We start from the raw sequence: 15,948 nt of genomic DNA on the forward strand, positions 1-15,948 counted from the left end.
TGTTACTGTAACATTAACTAAGGCTTATTATGACTACCGATACTCGAAAATCACGTCCAACCTTACAAGACATTGCAGATAAAATCGGCATTACTAAAATGACAGTAAGTCGTTATATGCGTGATCCCAACTCTGTTGCTGAATCCACACGAGTAAAAATACAAGCGGTAGTTGAGGAGCTAGGGTATATTCAAAATCGTGCTCCTGCGATGCTTTCAAAAGCCTCAAGTAAAGCTATTGGCGTATTACTCCCTTCTTTGTCTAACCAAGTATTCGCTAATTTTACTCAAGGAATTGAAGCGGTAACCAATGCTCGCGGTTATGAAACCTTAATAGCCCATTTTAGTTACAGCAAAGATATTGAAGAAAATAAAATTGCCGCTCTACTTTCATATCAAGTTGATGGACTCATCTTAACCAGTTCCGAGCATACTCCTCGTACATTACAAATGATCAAAACTGCAGGTATTCCTATTATTGAAGCTATGGAATTACCTGAAAAACCAATAGATATTGCTGTTGGACTTGATCATGAATTAGCCGCTTATACTGTTGTAAAATCTATGGTCAACAAAGGCAAAAAGCATATTGTTTATTTTGGTGCACGTCTCGATACCCGTACACAATTACGTATGAACGGTTACAATAAAGCAATAGAAGAAGCAGGATTAAAGCCTATTCATATTCTAACTGAAGCACACTCCAGCTTCACTTTAGGTCAAAAACTATTAGAGCAAACGTTAAATGAATATCCTAATGTAGATGGCATCTTCTGTACTAATGATGATATCGCTATCGGCTCAATAATGGCTTGCCAAGAGAAAAAAATCGCAGTACCAGATCAAATAAGTGTTGTGGGCTACAACTCGCTAGATATAGGTCAAGCAATGAAACCTAAGCTAACTAGTGTTGATACTCCTTTACACGCTATTGGAGAAAAAAGTGCGCAGTTACTTTTAGATACTCTAGCGGGAAAAAACCCAGAACAAAAAATCTTTGATCTGGGCTTCACAATTACTCAAGGAGAAAGTCTGTAAGTTCAATATTTCTATCGCGCTTTATTCTTAGAGTTGTACATAATTAATATAAGAATGAGGCGCCTTCTTCTGCGCTAGATACATTATCACGCATAATTTTGAAAATATCTCTCCCCCATGTCATCTGATTTTTTTCAGTATCAACCGATGCAAATTCACGGCCTTCAAGTGAAGACAATAGCTCCAATAGACCATTTTCGCTATCCAAGCGGATCATATCTCCATCTCTGATTAAACCGATCACACCGCCACGTAAAGCCTCAGGAGAAACATGAATGGCTGCCGGGATTTTTCCAGAAGCTCCAGATAAACGTCCATCAGTAACCAAGGCTACTTTATGCCCTTCTTTTTGAATATTCCCCAAAATAGGCATGAGCTTATGTAACTCTGGCATTCCATTCGCCGCAGGTCCATTATGTGTTACCACGATAATACAATCTTGAGCTAATTTACCTTGTTTATACGCTATTTCCACATCATGTTGTGAAGTGAAAACTTTCGCAGGGGCTTCTATAAAGCGATACTCTTTTGCCACAGCAGACACTTTAATTACTGCTCGGCCTAAATTACCATGCAGAACCTTGGTTCCACCTGTTTCTTGGAACACTTTACCACTCAATGCAATCACATTTGAGTTAACACTGCCGGCTACCTCAATCCACTCTAATTGGTCATCAACTAAAGTTGGAGACATCAGCTGCTGATTGAAATCACCAAAAGCTGGAGTAACATCAGTATGCAACAATCCATTTTCATGCAGGCGTTTCATTAATGCTGGTACACCGCCCGCAGCTTGAAATTCATTGATGTCAGCAGGACCATTCGGGTAAACCTTTACAAGTAATGGAACAATATCCGACAAATCACTTAAATCTTCCCACGTTAAAATAAAGCCTGCAGCTCGTGCTATAGCAATCATATGAATACTATGATTAGTGCTACCGCCAGATGCTAATAATGCAATCAAACCATTAACTAAGCTCTTCTCAGTAAACACATCTTTTAATGGACGATAAGCAGGTGTATCAAGAGTCATAGACGCCAAACGTACCGCAGCATAATCGGTTAACGCAGCTCGAAGTGGTGATTCTGGATGTACAAATGCAGACCCCGGCAACATTAACCCCATAGCTTCAAAAACCAATTGATTTGTATTGGCCGTACCATAAAAAGTACAAGTTCCAGAAGAATGATAAGCACTACATTCCATTTTTTGAAGGGCGTCTTGACCGACTTTACCTGCAACAAACTTTTGGCGAACATCTACTTTTTCTTCATTCGTAATCCCTGTAGACATTGGCCCAGCTGGAATGAATGCAGTAGGTAAATGAGCATATGTTAATGCGCCCATTAATTGTCCTGGAGCAATTTTGTCACAAATTCCAAGCAGTAATGTGGCATCAAATACATTATGACTTAATGAAAATGCCGTTGATTGTGCGATTAAATCACGAGAAAAAAGCGACATATCCATGCCAGCTTGTCCTTGTGTTACACCATCACACATAGCAGGAACCCCACCCGCAATTTGAGCAGTATGCCCATGCTCATTTAATGCTGCTTTTATTTGATCCGGGTAATGCTTATAAGTTTGATGCGCACTCAACATATCATTATATGCAGTAATAATTGCTACATTTGCATGCATTAAATTTAAGATCGTAGATTTTTCACTCGAACAAGAAGAAGCAACTGCATGAGCCAAATTACCACAAGACATTTGCGCTCTGCTTTTTCCTATCTTCGCTTGTTGTTCAATTTTACTTAAAAAAGCTTCTCGACTCTTACTACTACGCTCTTCAATTCGTTTCGTTACCGCTAAAATTGTTGAATGAGTCATGCTACAACCTTATTTTTATTTGTGTCGCCAGTATTATTTAAATGAGTATGCTGTGCTAATTTCACAATAATTTGTTCAATGATATCGTTCATTGTTGTATCGATATTGATCGTAATAATATTCTCTTCAATAAAAGGGCGCTCTAAAATATCAAACTGACTCTTTACCATATCCATTTTCATAAAGTGACCAGAACGAGAAGCAACTCTTTGTGAAATCAAATCAATATTTCCATCTAAAAAAACAAAACAGATATTATTGTTTCCTTCTCGGATCTTATCTCTGTAACTTCGCTTTAATGATGAACACACAATAACGCCAGTTTCATTCTTATTTTCAATACTAAAAGCAGCGTCACGCACTCGCTCTAACCATGGTTCTCTATCTTGATCGTCTAATGGCTTTCCATGTGACATTTTTACTATATTTGCTTTTGGATGAAGATCATCACCATCAATAAATTTTGCTGCCATTCTTGTTGCTAGCAATTCACCAATAGTGCTTTTCCCACAACCAGAGACTCCCATAATAACGATGCTTTTTCCTGACATTTTTGCTCCCTAAGTTTTTTTGAGCTACTTCTCATTTTTCAAATACCATCAAAAATTTAGTTTATTTCCTAAATGTTATTGGTAACATGTTACCCGTAACTTAGCTGTTTGTGAATATTTTTTTCATCAAACATCTATCAATAAAGGAATAAAAAAATGCAAACCATTGAACAGCAATTAAAAGAAATAAAAGTCGTACCTGTCATTGCGATTGAAGATAAAAATAATGCGGTACCTCTAGCTAAAGTATTAATAGACAACGGGTTACCATGTGCTGAAGTTACATTCAGAACGGAAGCTGCTGCAGAGTCTATTCGTTTAATGAGAGAGGCTTACCCTTCTTTACTAATTGGTGCAGGTACAGTCTTAACAACTCATCAAGTAGATGAAGCTATCAATGCTGGTGCCGACTTTATTGTAAGTCCAGGATTAAACCCAATAACGGTTACTTACTGCTTGGAAAAAAACATTCCAATTATCCCTGGAGTTAATAATCCAAGCCTTGTTGAACAAGCGATGTCTCTAGGATTAAAAACTGTCAAATTCTTCCCAGCGGAACCTTCTGGTGGCTTACCAATGCTAAAAGCCCTATCTGCCGTTTATCCTGTTGAATTTATGCCTACTGGTGGCATTAGCCCAAGCAATGTATCCGAATATCTTGCCCTAACTTCAGTTATTGCCTGTGGAGGCACGTGGATGGTTCCAAACTCAATGATCAACGATGGTGATTGGGAAGGTTTGGCTAAATTAGTAAAAGACATTAATCACTAAATTCTGACAAAGATAAAACAATTACAAGATGAACGATAAGTACCATTGCTGATAATTCAATCAATATCTCGTTCGTCTGTTCTCACACATGGAAAGTAAAACCTGGAGTTAACATGTCAAAGAATTATGGCGCTACAGCACAATCCGTTATCGAACACCTTGGTGGTTCAAATAACGTTATCGCTGTCACACACTGCATGACTCGATTACGCTTCGTTGTAAAAGATGAAAACTTAATTGACGTTACAGCCCTAAAAACAATCAAGGGCGTAATGGGTGTCGTTCATAATAGTGATAAATGCCAAGTCATTATTGGCAACACCGTCTCTTATGTATTTAAAGAAGTAACCGCTCTTTGTCACTTAAACGAGCAAGAAAGCCCTGATACCGCTAAAGTAAAACTAACGCCCAAAGTTATAGGTGCAAAAATATTAGATGCGCTAATTGGTACTATGTCTCCGTTGATCCCTGCGATCATTGGTGGTTCGATGGTAAAACTACTAGGCATGATCCTACTCATGGCAGGCGTATTTGAAAAAACAGATCCGACACTCATTATTTTAAATACGATTGGCGACGGCGCCTTCTTCTTCTTACCAATTATGGTGGCCGCTTCTGCCTCAATTAAATTTAAAACCAATATGTCCCTTGCTATTGCAATAGCAGGTGTCCTTGTTCACCCTGCATTTATCGACTTAATGGCGCAAGCTGCAAAAGGGGTTGAAACAGACTTTTTCGGTATTCCAATTACTGCTGTAAAGTATACGTACACCGTTATTCCAGTACTGTGTATGACTTGGGTTCTTTCTTACATCGAACGTTGGGTTGATAGTATTACCCCAGCAGTAACCAAAAATTTCCTTAAACCAATGCTTATTGTTTTAATTTCAGCACCAATTGCAATTGTCATTATTGGCCCAGTTGGCATTTGGATTGGTACAGCTATTTCTGCACTTGTTTATACAGTTCATGACACATTAGGCTGGTTAGCTGTTGCCATCATGGGTGCAATTTGGCCGCTACTTGTTCTTACAGGTATGCATCGTGTATTTACCCCAACCATCATTCAAACGATTGCAGAGACAGGTCGTGAAGGTATGGTTATGCCATCTGAAATTGGAGCAAATTTATCGTTAGGTGGTTCATCACTAGCAGTGGCATACAAAACAAAGAACAGTGAATTACGTCAAACATCGTTAGCAGCAGCAGCTTCCGCTATTTTAGCCGGTATATCTGAACCCGCTCTTTATGGTGTAGCCGTTCGATTAAAAACCCCTTTAATTGCAAGTGTTATCAGTGGGTTCATCTGTGGTGCTCTGGCCGGCATGGCGGGATTATTTAGCCACTCTATGGCCGCTCCTGGACTATTTACGAGTGTACAGTTCTTCGATGTTAATAACCCAATGAGTATTGTCTGGGTATTCGCAATCATGGCTTTATCTATCGTTCTTTCATTTGCACTGACTCTCATTATTGGTTTTAAAGACATCCCTGAAGATGATGTAGATATTAAAAGTAAAGAAGAGAAAAACGCCATTGAACCTAAAGACATAGCAGCAAAACCTACAACGGTTTAATTAATTGCACAACGAAATCAATTAACAAAATAAAATCAAAGTACCAATTTTAATTTGGTACTTTGCTCTTGAAAGGATAAAAGTATGTCCAACAATGTATTCCCTAAAGACTTTTTATGGGGTGGAGCCATCGCTGCTAACCAGGCCGAAGGTGCTCACCTAGAAGGTGGAAAAGGATTAACAACTGTAGATATGATCCCTTACGGTGAAAATCGTATGGCAACTAAACTGGGATTACTAGAAAACGTAACATTAAGTGACTCTGAATATTATCCTAGCCATCAAGCCATCGATTTCTACCACCGCTACAAAGACGATATAGCTCTACTTGCTCAAATGGGTTTTAAAGTATTTAGAACATCTATCGCATGGAGTCGCATTTTTCCTAAAGGCGATGAACTAGAGCCAAACCAAGAGGGCATTCGCTTTTATAAAAACCTCTTTTTAGAGTGTAAAAAATATGGTATTGAACCTCTAGTTACACTCTGCCACTTTGATGTTCCTATGCATCTAGTAAACGAATACGGTTCTTGGCGAAACAGAAAGATGATTTCATTTTTTGAACGCTATGCGAAAACCTGTTTTACAGAATTTAATGGCTTAGTGAAATATTGGCTCACTTTTAACGAAATTAATATCTTATTGCATAGCCCTTTCTCTGGCGCAGGTATTCTTTTTAAAAAAGGGGAAAATAAAGAACAAATTAAGTATCAAGCTGCACACCACGAGTTGGTAGCAAGTGCATTAGTTACACGAATAGCTCATGAAATTAACCCACAAAATCAAGTCGGTTGTATGCTAGCTGGTGGTAATTTCTATCCCTATTCATGTAAACCTGAAGATGTATTAACTGCAATGCAAAAAGACAGAGAGAACCTATTTTTTATTGATGTTCAATCTCGTGGTTATTACCCATCTTATGCTCAAAAAGTATTCGATGATAAAAATGTAGTTATTGATATTACTGATGAAGACCGTGAAATTTTAAAAAATACTGTCGATTTCATCTCATTCAGTTATTACGCATCTCGTTGCGCATCTGCAGATATGAACGATAACAACACAAGCGAGGCGAATGTTGTTAAATCGATTAAAAACCCCCACTTGAAAGCCAGTGATTGGGGATGGGTTATTGACCCTGTTGGTTTACGTATCACAATGAACACCTTGTACGACCGTTATCAAAAACCACTATTTTTAGTCGAAAACGGATTAGGTGCCATTGATACAATTGATGAGCATGGCGAAATAAATGATGACTACCGTATTAATTACCTTAGAGAGCACATTAAAGCAATGAAAGACGCGATTTCAGATGGTGTTCCACTAATGGGCTATACACCATGGGGAAGCATTGATTTAGTTGCTGCATCGACTGGAGAAATGAGTAAACGCTACGGATTTATCTATGTCGACCGAGACAATCTAGGTAATGGCACTTTAAATAGAATGCCGAAAAAATCATTTTACTGGTATAAAAAAGTCATTGAAACTAATGGGCAAGATCTAAAATAAAAAACTCCTAATAAAAATAGCCAACACAATCCTCCTTGTGTTGGCTATTTTTTTAAAGTTATTTTGAAAATACTGCGGTTAAATAACGATTATTTAAGCCTTTCGTAATTATCGAATGCATTCGATAAAACAACGCACTTGGTTTTTGAATATAGTGCTTAACAATATTGCGACCAACGCCTTGCGAGCGGTTTTCTTTTGACTCTTTTTTTGAAAATAGTCCTTTGAATTCCCAATATTGAATTTGCTCAAACGTTTCATAAGCTTGGTAGTTAGATGTGGCGAATAGCTGATAAAAAGAATCAACGGTAAAATCGTGTAGATGATGAGGATTACCATCTACTGTTGGCGTCGTTGGTACAGAGGCAATCATAATGCCATTATCACTTAATTGTGTGAGTAAATGCGTTACCATTTTTTGAGGTTCAGGGACGTGCTCAATGGTCTCTAAACTAATAATGGTATCAAATCGCTGATATAAGCCGTCATACATTGCTAACTGAAAATCCAGACCATCACCGCACTCAAAATGCAGGTTATCCGCTTGATAATGTTCTTTTGCGTACTCTATTGCTAATGGATCAACATCAACACCTACAAACAATTTATCTGGATGAGCTTCTGCCATCATAGCGGTTCCATAACCACAACCACAGGCGATATCTAATATATACATTCCTTGTAATTGGTCTGAAGCGAATTGATAACGCTCGATATGGATATCCAATACATCTTGATGCTTTTGAGGATCTTGCTCTAATTGTTTTGGATAAATTCGTTCTAAAGAGTGCTCTGCTGTGATTTTCCCTTGTAATACATCCATTTAACTACCTATAAAATCAATTCATCAATGGTATGATTTAGATAGTAACATCATTCAATCTTTTGTATTGTTTACTTGTTCTTTTATGCGATTCAACAACCAACTCAATGCTTGATCATTCTGACTCAACTTATTGTAAACCATACTATAAGCAACTTGACCATAATCAAATGGTAATGGCTTTTGAATAAGTCCATGCGCTTGTTTAGTCACTTCAAACCACTTTTTTGAACTCGTAAATAGAAAATCAGAGTGCTGACACATGGCTGCTGCACTACCAAAATCAGCAACAAACATCGCCATCGTTCTAGATTGATGTTGTTGAGTTAATAATTGCTCAAAATAAGGCTTATCAAGTTCTTTATCAAAGATACCAATGTGTTTATAAGAAAGATAATCTTCAATGGTTAATTCATCTTTAGCTAAAGGGTGATCTTCTCGCATCAAGCAAACCATCTCATCTTCGATAATACTTTCCCACACTAACTGCTTTTCATTTGTCGGTGGCTGGCTTTTATCATGAGGTAAAATGATCAAATCAACTTGCCCATTAAGTAATGCATCAAATCCCAACTGCTCCTTTGAATGAACATTTACTTGAGCATTCGTTGCTTGATTTGACAAAATATCACTCATAACAGGAGCAAAAACCTCAAGAGTACTTTCGCGCATAGAAAGAGAAAAACAACCAGAAAACAAAGCTGGATCAAAGGTAGATTGATTAAGCAGGCCATTCATATTATTCAAAATCAAATGAACTGTTGGACCTATTTTCAATGCATAAGATGTAGGAATAAGCTGTGTTCCATCTCGATAAAACAATTCGTCATCTAACACAATTCTTAATTGAGTTAATGTTTTACTGACACTTGATGGACTCATACATAACACCTCTGCGCTTTTAGTCACACTATGAGTTGAAAGCATGGTGTGTAGAGCAGTTAAATGTTTAAAGCTAATACGAGAAAGTTGAATGAGATCCATTAGTGTCCACAAATAAGAATTAACCAAGAATACACATTATAAAACACTTTATGGTTGAAATGACAAATAACATCCTTTACCATCCTCCACCTTACTCTTTGGGGAGTAGCCTGCTTTCTTGTTTGAACACAATAAATATAACAGAAAGCTCATATATCAACATAATTGATGCAAAATCATCATGGTATATGAGACAAGCCTGAGCAGCTTGTTTGGCAAGACCTTAGATTAACATCACGAACCATTGGGTGGGCGTGAGGTTTTTCTATGGTTTTTATAATTATAATCCCACCCAAATGAGTAATGTCGTGAGTGTATTAGCTATATCAATAACCACCGTAGCCCTAGCGGAGATCGGTGACAAAACCCAACTCCTTTCTTTACTGCTTGCCAGTAGATACCGAAAACCAATTCCTATTATTGCTGCGATCTTTTTTGCGACTATTGTAAACCATGCTTTAGCTGCATATTTAGGTGTTGTCGTTGCCGATTTCTTAACCCCTGAAACATTAAAGTGGGTTTTAATCCTCAGTTTTGTAGCAATGGCTGGTTGGGTATTAATTCCTGATAAGCTAGATGATGATGAAGCTATATCAAATAGAGGTCCTTTTGTTGCCAGTTTCATCGCCTTTTTTATTGCCGAAATTGGAGATAAAACGCAAATCGCCACCTCTATTTTAGGGGCTCAAAATGCCGATGCCTTACATTGGGTAATAATAGGTACGACCATTGGCATGCTATTGGCAAATGTTCCTGTTGTATTACTAGGAAAGCTTTCAGCAGATAAATTACCATTAACTCTAATTCATAGAATTACCGCAGTTATTTTCTTGGGATTAGCTGTCGGTACGTTCTTTGGTATGTGACCACAGTAATTTTCAATTCTCTTCAATAAGACAAGTTCATGAAAAGTGAATCATAAAATGAGTCAAACTACAGGTTAACTTGTTTTCTATTAATAAGCCCTTATCTTTGTAATAGAAGCAGATCATCTTTTGATGATCTGCAACCTATTTTATAGATGCTTAATAATGGACTGCCTTATGAACCCTGTTATCGATACTATTTTAGAGCACCGCTCTATTCGTTCTTTCACTAATGAACCTATCTCTAAAGAGCAATTAGATACCATCATCAGCGCTGGTATTGCAGCCTCTTCTTCTAGCTTGCTCCAAGTCAATTCAATTATTCGAATTACTGATAGTAAAAAACGAAAAGCATTAGTTGAACTATCAGGGGGACAGCCTTATGTTGAAGGTGCGGCAGAGTTTCTTGTTTTCTGTATTGATTTTCAACGTCATTATGAAATGAACCCAGAGATCAAAGCTGAATTTACCGAACTCACTCTTATTGGTGCTGTTGATGCAGGTATTATGGCGCAAAATTGTCTTTTAGCTGCAGAGTCTATGGGGTTAGGAGGCGTATATATTGGTGGATTACGTACAAACGCACAAGGTGTAGATGATTTATTAGAACTGCCAAAAAACACGGCTGTTTTGTTTGGTATGTGCCTAGGTTACCCAAACCAAACACCTCAAAAAAAACCACGCTTAAGTCCCGACGTTATTGTTCATGAAAATACTTATCAGCCACTGGATAAAAGTAAAATTGATGAATATGACGAAATAATGCAAAGCTACTATGCTACGCGCTCAACGAATCAAAAACAAAGTTCATGGTCAGAGCAAATTACAGGAAAACTATCTCAAGAATCTCGCCCTCACATTAAAGGCTACTTAAATAATAAAGGCCTAGCTATTAAGTGATATAAGCATAAATAAAGAAAACAACTAAACTTAAAAACAATAAATACAGTTTTAAGGTGTTGTTATGCTTTCTATCTTCGATATTTTCAAAATTGGCGTTGGCCCATCAAGTTCTCATACTAATGGGCCAATGATTGCGGGTTATCATTTTACTCAACTGATTGAGCCCTACTTACCTCAAATAACGCGTATTCAAGTCGATCTTTATGGTTCTCTTTCATTAACCGGTATAGGGCACCATACTGATCGTGCAACGCTTCTGGGTTTACTTGGAAACAAACCCGATACGATAAAAATAACCAGTGCTAATCACGCTATGCGTAAGGCAATAGAAGAACATACCCTCCAACTCTCTGGCATATCAACTATCAACTTCGATTATCAGACAGACATGCTTTTTCATAAAACGAATTTGCCCCTGCATGAAAATGGCATGACTATTTCTGCTTTTACTACTGATAATAAACGAATCGCAATCGAAACGTATTACTCTGTTGGCGGCGGTTTCATCGCAACCGAAAGCGAGCTTAAAAATAAAAATCAAGCACCAGAAATCAAGGTAGAGTTCCCTTTTGGCTCAGCGGATGAAATGCTAGAAAAAGCGGAAAAACATGGCCTAAGCCTAAGTGGATTAGTATTACGTAACGAAGTCTCATTCCAGTCAATAGAAGCAATTAATTCTAAAGCAGACCAAATCTGGAAAGTCATGTCCCTTTGCATGGAAAGAGGCTTTCAAACTGAAGGCATTCTTGAAGGTGGGTTAAATGTCACCCGTAGAGCGCCAGCATTACTCAAAAAATTAGAAGTGAATACATCCACATATAATGATCCTATGGAAGTATTAGATTGGGTGAATCTGTTTGCTTTTGCCGTTAGCGAAGAAAATGCAGCTGGCGGTCAGGTTGTAACCTCCCCAACAAACGGTGCAGCAGGTGTGATTCCAAGTGTTTTGATGTACTACCACAAATTTATTAAACCCTTAGACACTAAGCAGCTTAAAGACTTTTTAGCCGTATCGGGAGCTATCGGAATTTTATACAAAACCAACGCTTCAATCTCTGGAGCCGAAGTTGGCTGCCAAGGTGAAGTTGGCGTGTCGTCCTCCATGGCCGCCGCTGGATTAACATCACTTCTGGGTGGCAGTAATGAGCAGATTTGTATGGCTGCTGAAATTGCAATGGAACATTCCTTAGGCATGACTTGCGATCCCATTGGGGGACTTGTTCAGGTGCCTTGCATCGAACGAAACGCAATGGGAGCAATGAAAGCCATAAATGCTTCACGTATGGCATTAAAACGCACAAGCAAATGTTTAATCTCACTAGATAAAGTCATTGAGACCATGTACCAAACAGGCAAAGACATGAATAAGAAATATCGAGAAACTTCACTAGGAGGATTAGCTTTAATCCATATGGCTCCTCCTTGTGAGTAATAATGATCGTTTTAATTCCCATTAGGTACTTCTTCTACTGGCCTAAATGATTCGATTAAGCCTTATTTTCATAGTTTGATTTGCATAACAGAAATACAAATCAACCTCTTTAATTTGTGACTACTATCATACTATTCCCACACAAATAGATAAGAGCGGAAAAATTTCCGCTTTTTACTTTTTTAGCCGCCGTATTGTCTCATTACCTTTTAAATCCTTTGGAGTATTTCATGTCATTATTCATGAGCTGTGTTGGAATCTTGGTGCTATTGTTCATTGGGTTTTTACTATCCGAGAATAAAAAAGCCATCAATGTAAGAACCATTGTCATTGCGCTTATTACTCAAATATCATTTGGGGCTTTTGTAATGTACGTTCCTTTAGGCCAAGGAATACTACAAATGATGAGTGATGCCGTTAATCATATTATTAACTTCTCGAATGAAGGATTAACCTTCGTATTTGGTGATCTCGCTAACTATAAAGTCGGCTTCATTTTTGTTATTAACGTTCTTTGTGTCGTTATCTTTATTTCTGCACTTATCTCTGTACTTTATTATCTAAAAATCATGCAGTTTGTGATTAATTTAATCGGTGGTGTGTTATCTAAATTATTCGGTACGAGTAAGGCGGAATCAATGTCTGCTACTGCCAACATTTTTGTTGGTCCTATCGAAGCCCCTTCAATGGTACGTCCGTTAATCAAAAAAATGACTCGCTCTGAACTGTTTGCGGTAATGACAGGCGGATTAGCGAGCGTTGCTGGCGGTACAATGATTGGCTATATCAACTTAGGGATAGACCCAAAATATATTTTAACAGCTTGCTTTATGACGGCTCCTGCTGGACTTCTGTTTGCCAAATTACTTTGCCCACAAACAGAACAAGAAAAAATCACTAATGAAATCGAAATCGATGACGCAACCACACCTAAATCACTCTTAGATGCAATAACTGATGGTTCTATCATGGGGATGAATCAAGTCGCCACCGTAACAGCCTTACTTATCTCCTTTGTTGCTTTGATCGCATTAGTAAATAGCTTAGTTGGCGGTATTGGTGATTTAATCTCGATTGAAGGTTTAAGCCTAGAACTGATTATCGGTTATATATTATCTCCTCTGGCTTTTTTAATGGGAGTTCCTTGGAGCGAAGCCGTTACCGCAGCATCACTAATTGGCCAAAAAATTGCGGTTAATGAGTTTGTTGCCTATATCAACTTTATTGAAATAGCAGAAACCTTGTCTCCAAAGACTCAAGCTATTGTTGTATTTAGTCTTTGTGGTTTTGCCAACATTGGTTCTTTAGCTATGGTTATTGGTGGTCTTGGTGCGATATGTCCAAATAAACGCCATATTCTTTCTGAAATTGGGCCTCGTGTTTTAGTGGCCGCAATTCTTGCAAACTTAATGTCAGGTACCATTGCTGGTGCGCTTCTTTCATTTTCTTAACATGTACTTATAAGGATTAATCATGTCGACTCCACACATTAATGCACCACTGGATGCATTTGCAGATACTATCTTGATGCCAGGTGATCCGCTTCGCGCAAAATTAATAGCAGAAACTTATTTAGAAAATGTTGTTCAAGTTACTGATGTCCGTGGCATGTTAGGTTTTACTGGCGAATTTAAAGGTCGAAAAATCTCAGTCATGGGTCACGGAATGGGCGCACCTTCTGCATCCATTTACTTTCATGAACTAATGACAACGTATAAAGTAAAAAACTTCATCCGCATTGGAAGCTGTGGCGCTATTCATGATGATGTGAAACTTAAAGATCTTATTGTAGCTATTGGTGCATCAACCGATTCAAAAATGAATCGTATTCGTTTTAAAGATAACGATTTTGCTGCAACTGCGAATTACAATATGCTTAGCGAATGTGTTAATACGTTAAAAACGACTGACATTAATTACCTAGTAGGTAACGTTTTTTCTTCTGACCTATTTTATCGTCCAGATGAAGAGCAATACGATATGATGGCACGCTATGGCATTCTTGGGGTAGAGATGGAAGTTAACGCACTTTATAGTGCAGCAGCAGAAAACCATTGTAATGCCGTTGCCCTATGTACAGTGACTGATCATATTAAAAATCATGAACATTTAACGGCAGATGAACGCCGAACAGAACTTCATGAAATGATCAATGTTGCACTGGATGTGGCATTAAAATTACCAACTGAATAAAACATATCTTAAAGGCCAATTAACCATTGGCCTTTTTTAAAGTGTAGAAATAAATAATGAATATAAAAAAAGGCATCGTTGGTAAAATTTATCATTGCCCAATTAAAGGGGAATTTGAATTTATCTCTAATGGGCTGATTACTATCGATCAGCAAGGTAAGATATGTGACGTTCTCCATCCTTCCGATCCTAGTTATTCAAAAACGCTTAACGCATTAAAAGAAAAAAATTCTCTGCAAGAGTTAACAGATCAACAGTTTTTATTGCCGGGTATGGTTGATCTCCATGTTCATGCGCCACAATGGCCTCAAGCTGGGAAAGGGTTAGATCTTCCTCTCAATGAATGGCTTGACCATTATACGTTCCCTTTAGAACATAAGTTTAGCGAGCTGTCATTTGCAGAACAGTACTACCCTCACCTAGTAAAAACCTATTTAGCTAACGGCACGACAACAGCAACCTACTTTGCGACTATAGATACTTCATCTTCTCTTTATTTAGCAGAGACTTGCATTAAATATGGCCAACGCGCATTAGTTGGTAAAGTATCAATGGATGATAAGGAGATGTGTCCTAGTTACTACGTCGAAGAGAGCGCAGAGCACTCTATTCAAGAAGCTGAAAAATTCATAACATCGTTTTCTCAACTAGCGAATAACAATAACTTAGTCGAACCAGTCATCACACCTAGATTTATCCCCACCTGTTCGTTAGACGCATTAAAAGGGTTAGGTGATTTAGCGAAAAAATATCAATGTGCGGTTCAGACTCATGCTTCAGAAAGCGATTGGGCAAGAGATTTCAGCCAAGAAAAATACAATAAAACAGATATCGAAATTTACAACGAAGCAGGGTTACTGGGTGAACGAACCATCTTAGCTCACTCAATCTTCTTAACCGATTCTGACATTAACACCATCAAACAAAAAGGTGCAGGAATCGCTCACTGCCCAAGATCCAATATCTATTTTGCAAATGCAGCACTGCCATTACGTGAATACTTAGATCAAGATATTCAACTAGGATTAGGCTCTGACATTGCAGGTGGCCCTTTTCCCTCCCTATTCATGGCTTGCTCAGATGCAGTCCTTCACTCAAGAGCACGAGAATGTGGAACGAATGCGAATCTACCAGCAGAGATAAGGGGTCAAGAAAATAGCCGAGTCTCATTACTAGAAGCTTACTGGATGGCAACAACAGGTGGCGGTCAATTACTAAAGCTACCAGTTGGACAGTTTAAGAAGGGTTACCGCTTCGACGCTCTAGTTATTGATGATGAAAATTCTAATCTCTTAATTTGTCCTGAATTCGATTCACCTCAAGATATACTAGAAAAAATCATCACTCACACAACCAGAAACAATATTCGCCAAGTCTGGGTTGATGGTAAGCAAGTAAAGTAAAACGTTTAGAGCTGAGTTTGCAGAAGAAAAATCGCTACCTGAGACAAATCAGA

The 15,948-nt window shown here is 38.1% G+C and carries 14 protein-coding genes and 1 riboswitch; of the genes, 10 read left to right on the forward strand and 4 right to left on the reverse strand.

The genetic code is table 11. The annotated features are described in order from the left end of the window. Positions 1-29 precede the first annotated feature (29 nt). Entirely contained in the window at positions 30-1,037 is a 1,008-nt protein-coding gene (locus GNP81_RS14725) for a substrate-binding domain-containing protein (RefSeq protein ID WP_155672583.1), read from the forward strand. 43 nt (positions 1,038-1,080) lie between these two features. Here GNP81_RS14725 and edd read toward each other — a convergent pair whose 3' ends face one another. Then, positions 1,081-2,877: a phosphogluconate dehydratase gene (gene edd, locus GNP81_RS14730; protein WP_155673896.1), complete on the reverse strand. Its 1,797-nt coding sequence runs from the start codon at positions 2,875-2,877 to the stop codon at positions 1,081-1,083. Then, positions 2,874-3,428, reverse strand: a complete 555-nt coding sequence (locus GNP81_RS14735; protein ID WP_155672585.1) for a gluconokinase — start codon at positions 3,426-3,428, stop codon at positions 2,874-2,876. The genes edd and GNP81_RS14735 overlap by 4 nt, the downstream gene beginning before the upstream one ends. Before the next feature lie 156 nt (positions 3,429-3,584). Here GNP81_RS14735 and GNP81_RS14740 point away from each other — a divergent pair, with 156 nt between their 5' ends. The 3 genes from GNP81_RS14740 to GNP81_RS14750 all read left to right on the forward strand — a co-directional run bounded on the left by GNP81_RS14740 (position 3,585) and on the right by GNP81_RS14750 (position 7,291). Continuing rightward, positions 3,585-4,199, forward strand: a complete 615-nt coding sequence (locus GNP81_RS14740; RefSeq protein ID WP_155672586.1) for a bifunctional 4-hydroxy-2-oxoglutarate aldolase/2-dehydro-3-deoxy-phosphogluconate aldolase — start codon at positions 3,585-3,587, stop codon at positions 4,197-4,199. A gap of 113 nt (positions 4,200-4,312) precedes the next feature. After that, complete coding sequence (ascF, locus tag GNP81_RS14745) at positions 4,313-5,776, forward strand: PTS cellobiose/arbutin/salicin transporter subunit IIBC (RefSeq protein WP_155672587.1); 1,464 nt, start codon at positions 4,313-4,315, stop codon at positions 5,774-5,776. 84 nt (positions 5,777-5,860) lie between these two features. Further along, positions 5,861-7,291 carry a 6-phospho-beta-glucosidase gene (locus tag GNP81_RS14750; RefSeq protein WP_155672588.1) on the forward strand — a complete coding sequence of 477 codons (1,431 nt, stop codon included), beginning with the start codon at positions 5,861-5,863 and terminating at the stop codon, positions 7,289-7,291. A gap of 58 nt (positions 7,292-7,349) precedes the next feature. Here GNP81_RS14750 and GNP81_RS14755 read toward each other — a convergent pair whose 3' ends face one another. Both GNP81_RS14755 and GNP81_RS14760 read right to left on the reverse strand, forming a co-directional pair. Beyond that, a complete protein-coding gene (locus GNP81_RS14755) occupies positions 7,350-8,114 on the reverse strand; it encodes a class I SAM-dependent methyltransferase (RefSeq protein WP_155658997.1) in 765 nt (254 codons plus the stop codon). Between the two features lie 54 nt (positions 8,115-8,168). After that, positions 8,169-9,098 (reverse strand): LysR family transcriptional regulator, encoded by a 930-nt coding sequence (locus tag GNP81_RS14760; RefSeq protein ID WP_155673897.1) that lies wholly within the window; start codon positions 9,096-9,098, stop codon positions 8,169-8,171. An 88-nt stretch (positions 9,099-9,186) separates the two neighbouring features. Then, positions 9,187-9,312: riboswitch (yybP-ykoY riboswitch) on the forward strand. A 94-nt stretch (positions 9,313-9,406) separates the two neighbouring features. Here GNP81_RS14760 and GNP81_RS14765 point away from each other — a divergent pair. The 6 genes from GNP81_RS14765 (at position 9,407) to guaD (ending at position 15,895) form a co-directional block, all read left to right on the forward strand. Beyond that, positions 9,407-9,964, forward strand: coding sequence for a TMEM165/GDT1 family protein (locus GNP81_RS14765; RefSeq protein ID WP_336495483.1), 558 nt, complete (start codon positions 9,407-9,409; stop codon positions 9,962-9,964). Positions 9,965-10,141: 177 nt separating this feature from the next. Beyond that, positions 10,142-10,864, forward strand: coding sequence for an oxygen-insensitive NADPH nitroreductase (nfsA, locus tag GNP81_RS14770; protein WP_155663342.1), 723 nt, complete (start codon positions 10,142-10,144; stop codon positions 10,862-10,864). Between the two features lie 64 nt (positions 10,865-10,928). After that, positions 10,929-12,299, forward strand: a complete 1,371-nt coding sequence (locus GNP81_RS14775; protein WP_155673899.1) for an L-serine ammonia-lyase — start codon at positions 10,929-10,931, stop codon at positions 12,297-12,299. A gap of 230 nt (positions 12,300-12,529) precedes the next feature. Then, positions 12,530-13,750 carry a NupC/NupG family nucleoside CNT transporter gene (locus tag GNP81_RS14780; protein ID WP_155673900.1) on the forward strand — a complete coding sequence of 407 codons (1,221 nt, stop codon included), beginning with the start codon at positions 12,530-12,532 and terminating at the stop codon, positions 13,748-13,750. A gap of 22 nt (positions 13,751-13,772) precedes the next feature. Beyond that, entirely contained in the window at positions 13,773-14,492 is a 720-nt protein-coding gene (gene deoD / locus GNP81_RS14785) for a purine-nucleoside phosphorylase (RefSeq protein WP_005423543.1), read from the forward strand. A gap of 56 nt (positions 14,493-14,548) precedes the next feature. Beyond that, positions 14,549-15,895, forward strand: coding sequence for a guanine deaminase (guaD, locus tag GNP81_RS14790; RefSeq protein ID WP_155673901.1), 1,347 nt, complete (start codon positions 14,549-14,551; stop codon positions 15,893-15,895). Positions 15,896-15,948 lie beyond the last annotated feature (53 nt).

Source organism: Aliivibrio fischeri, from assembly GCF_009727955.1.
GTDB lineage: Bacteria > Pseudomonadota > Gammaproteobacteria > Enterobacterales > Vibrionaceae > Aliivibrio > Aliivibrio fischeri_A.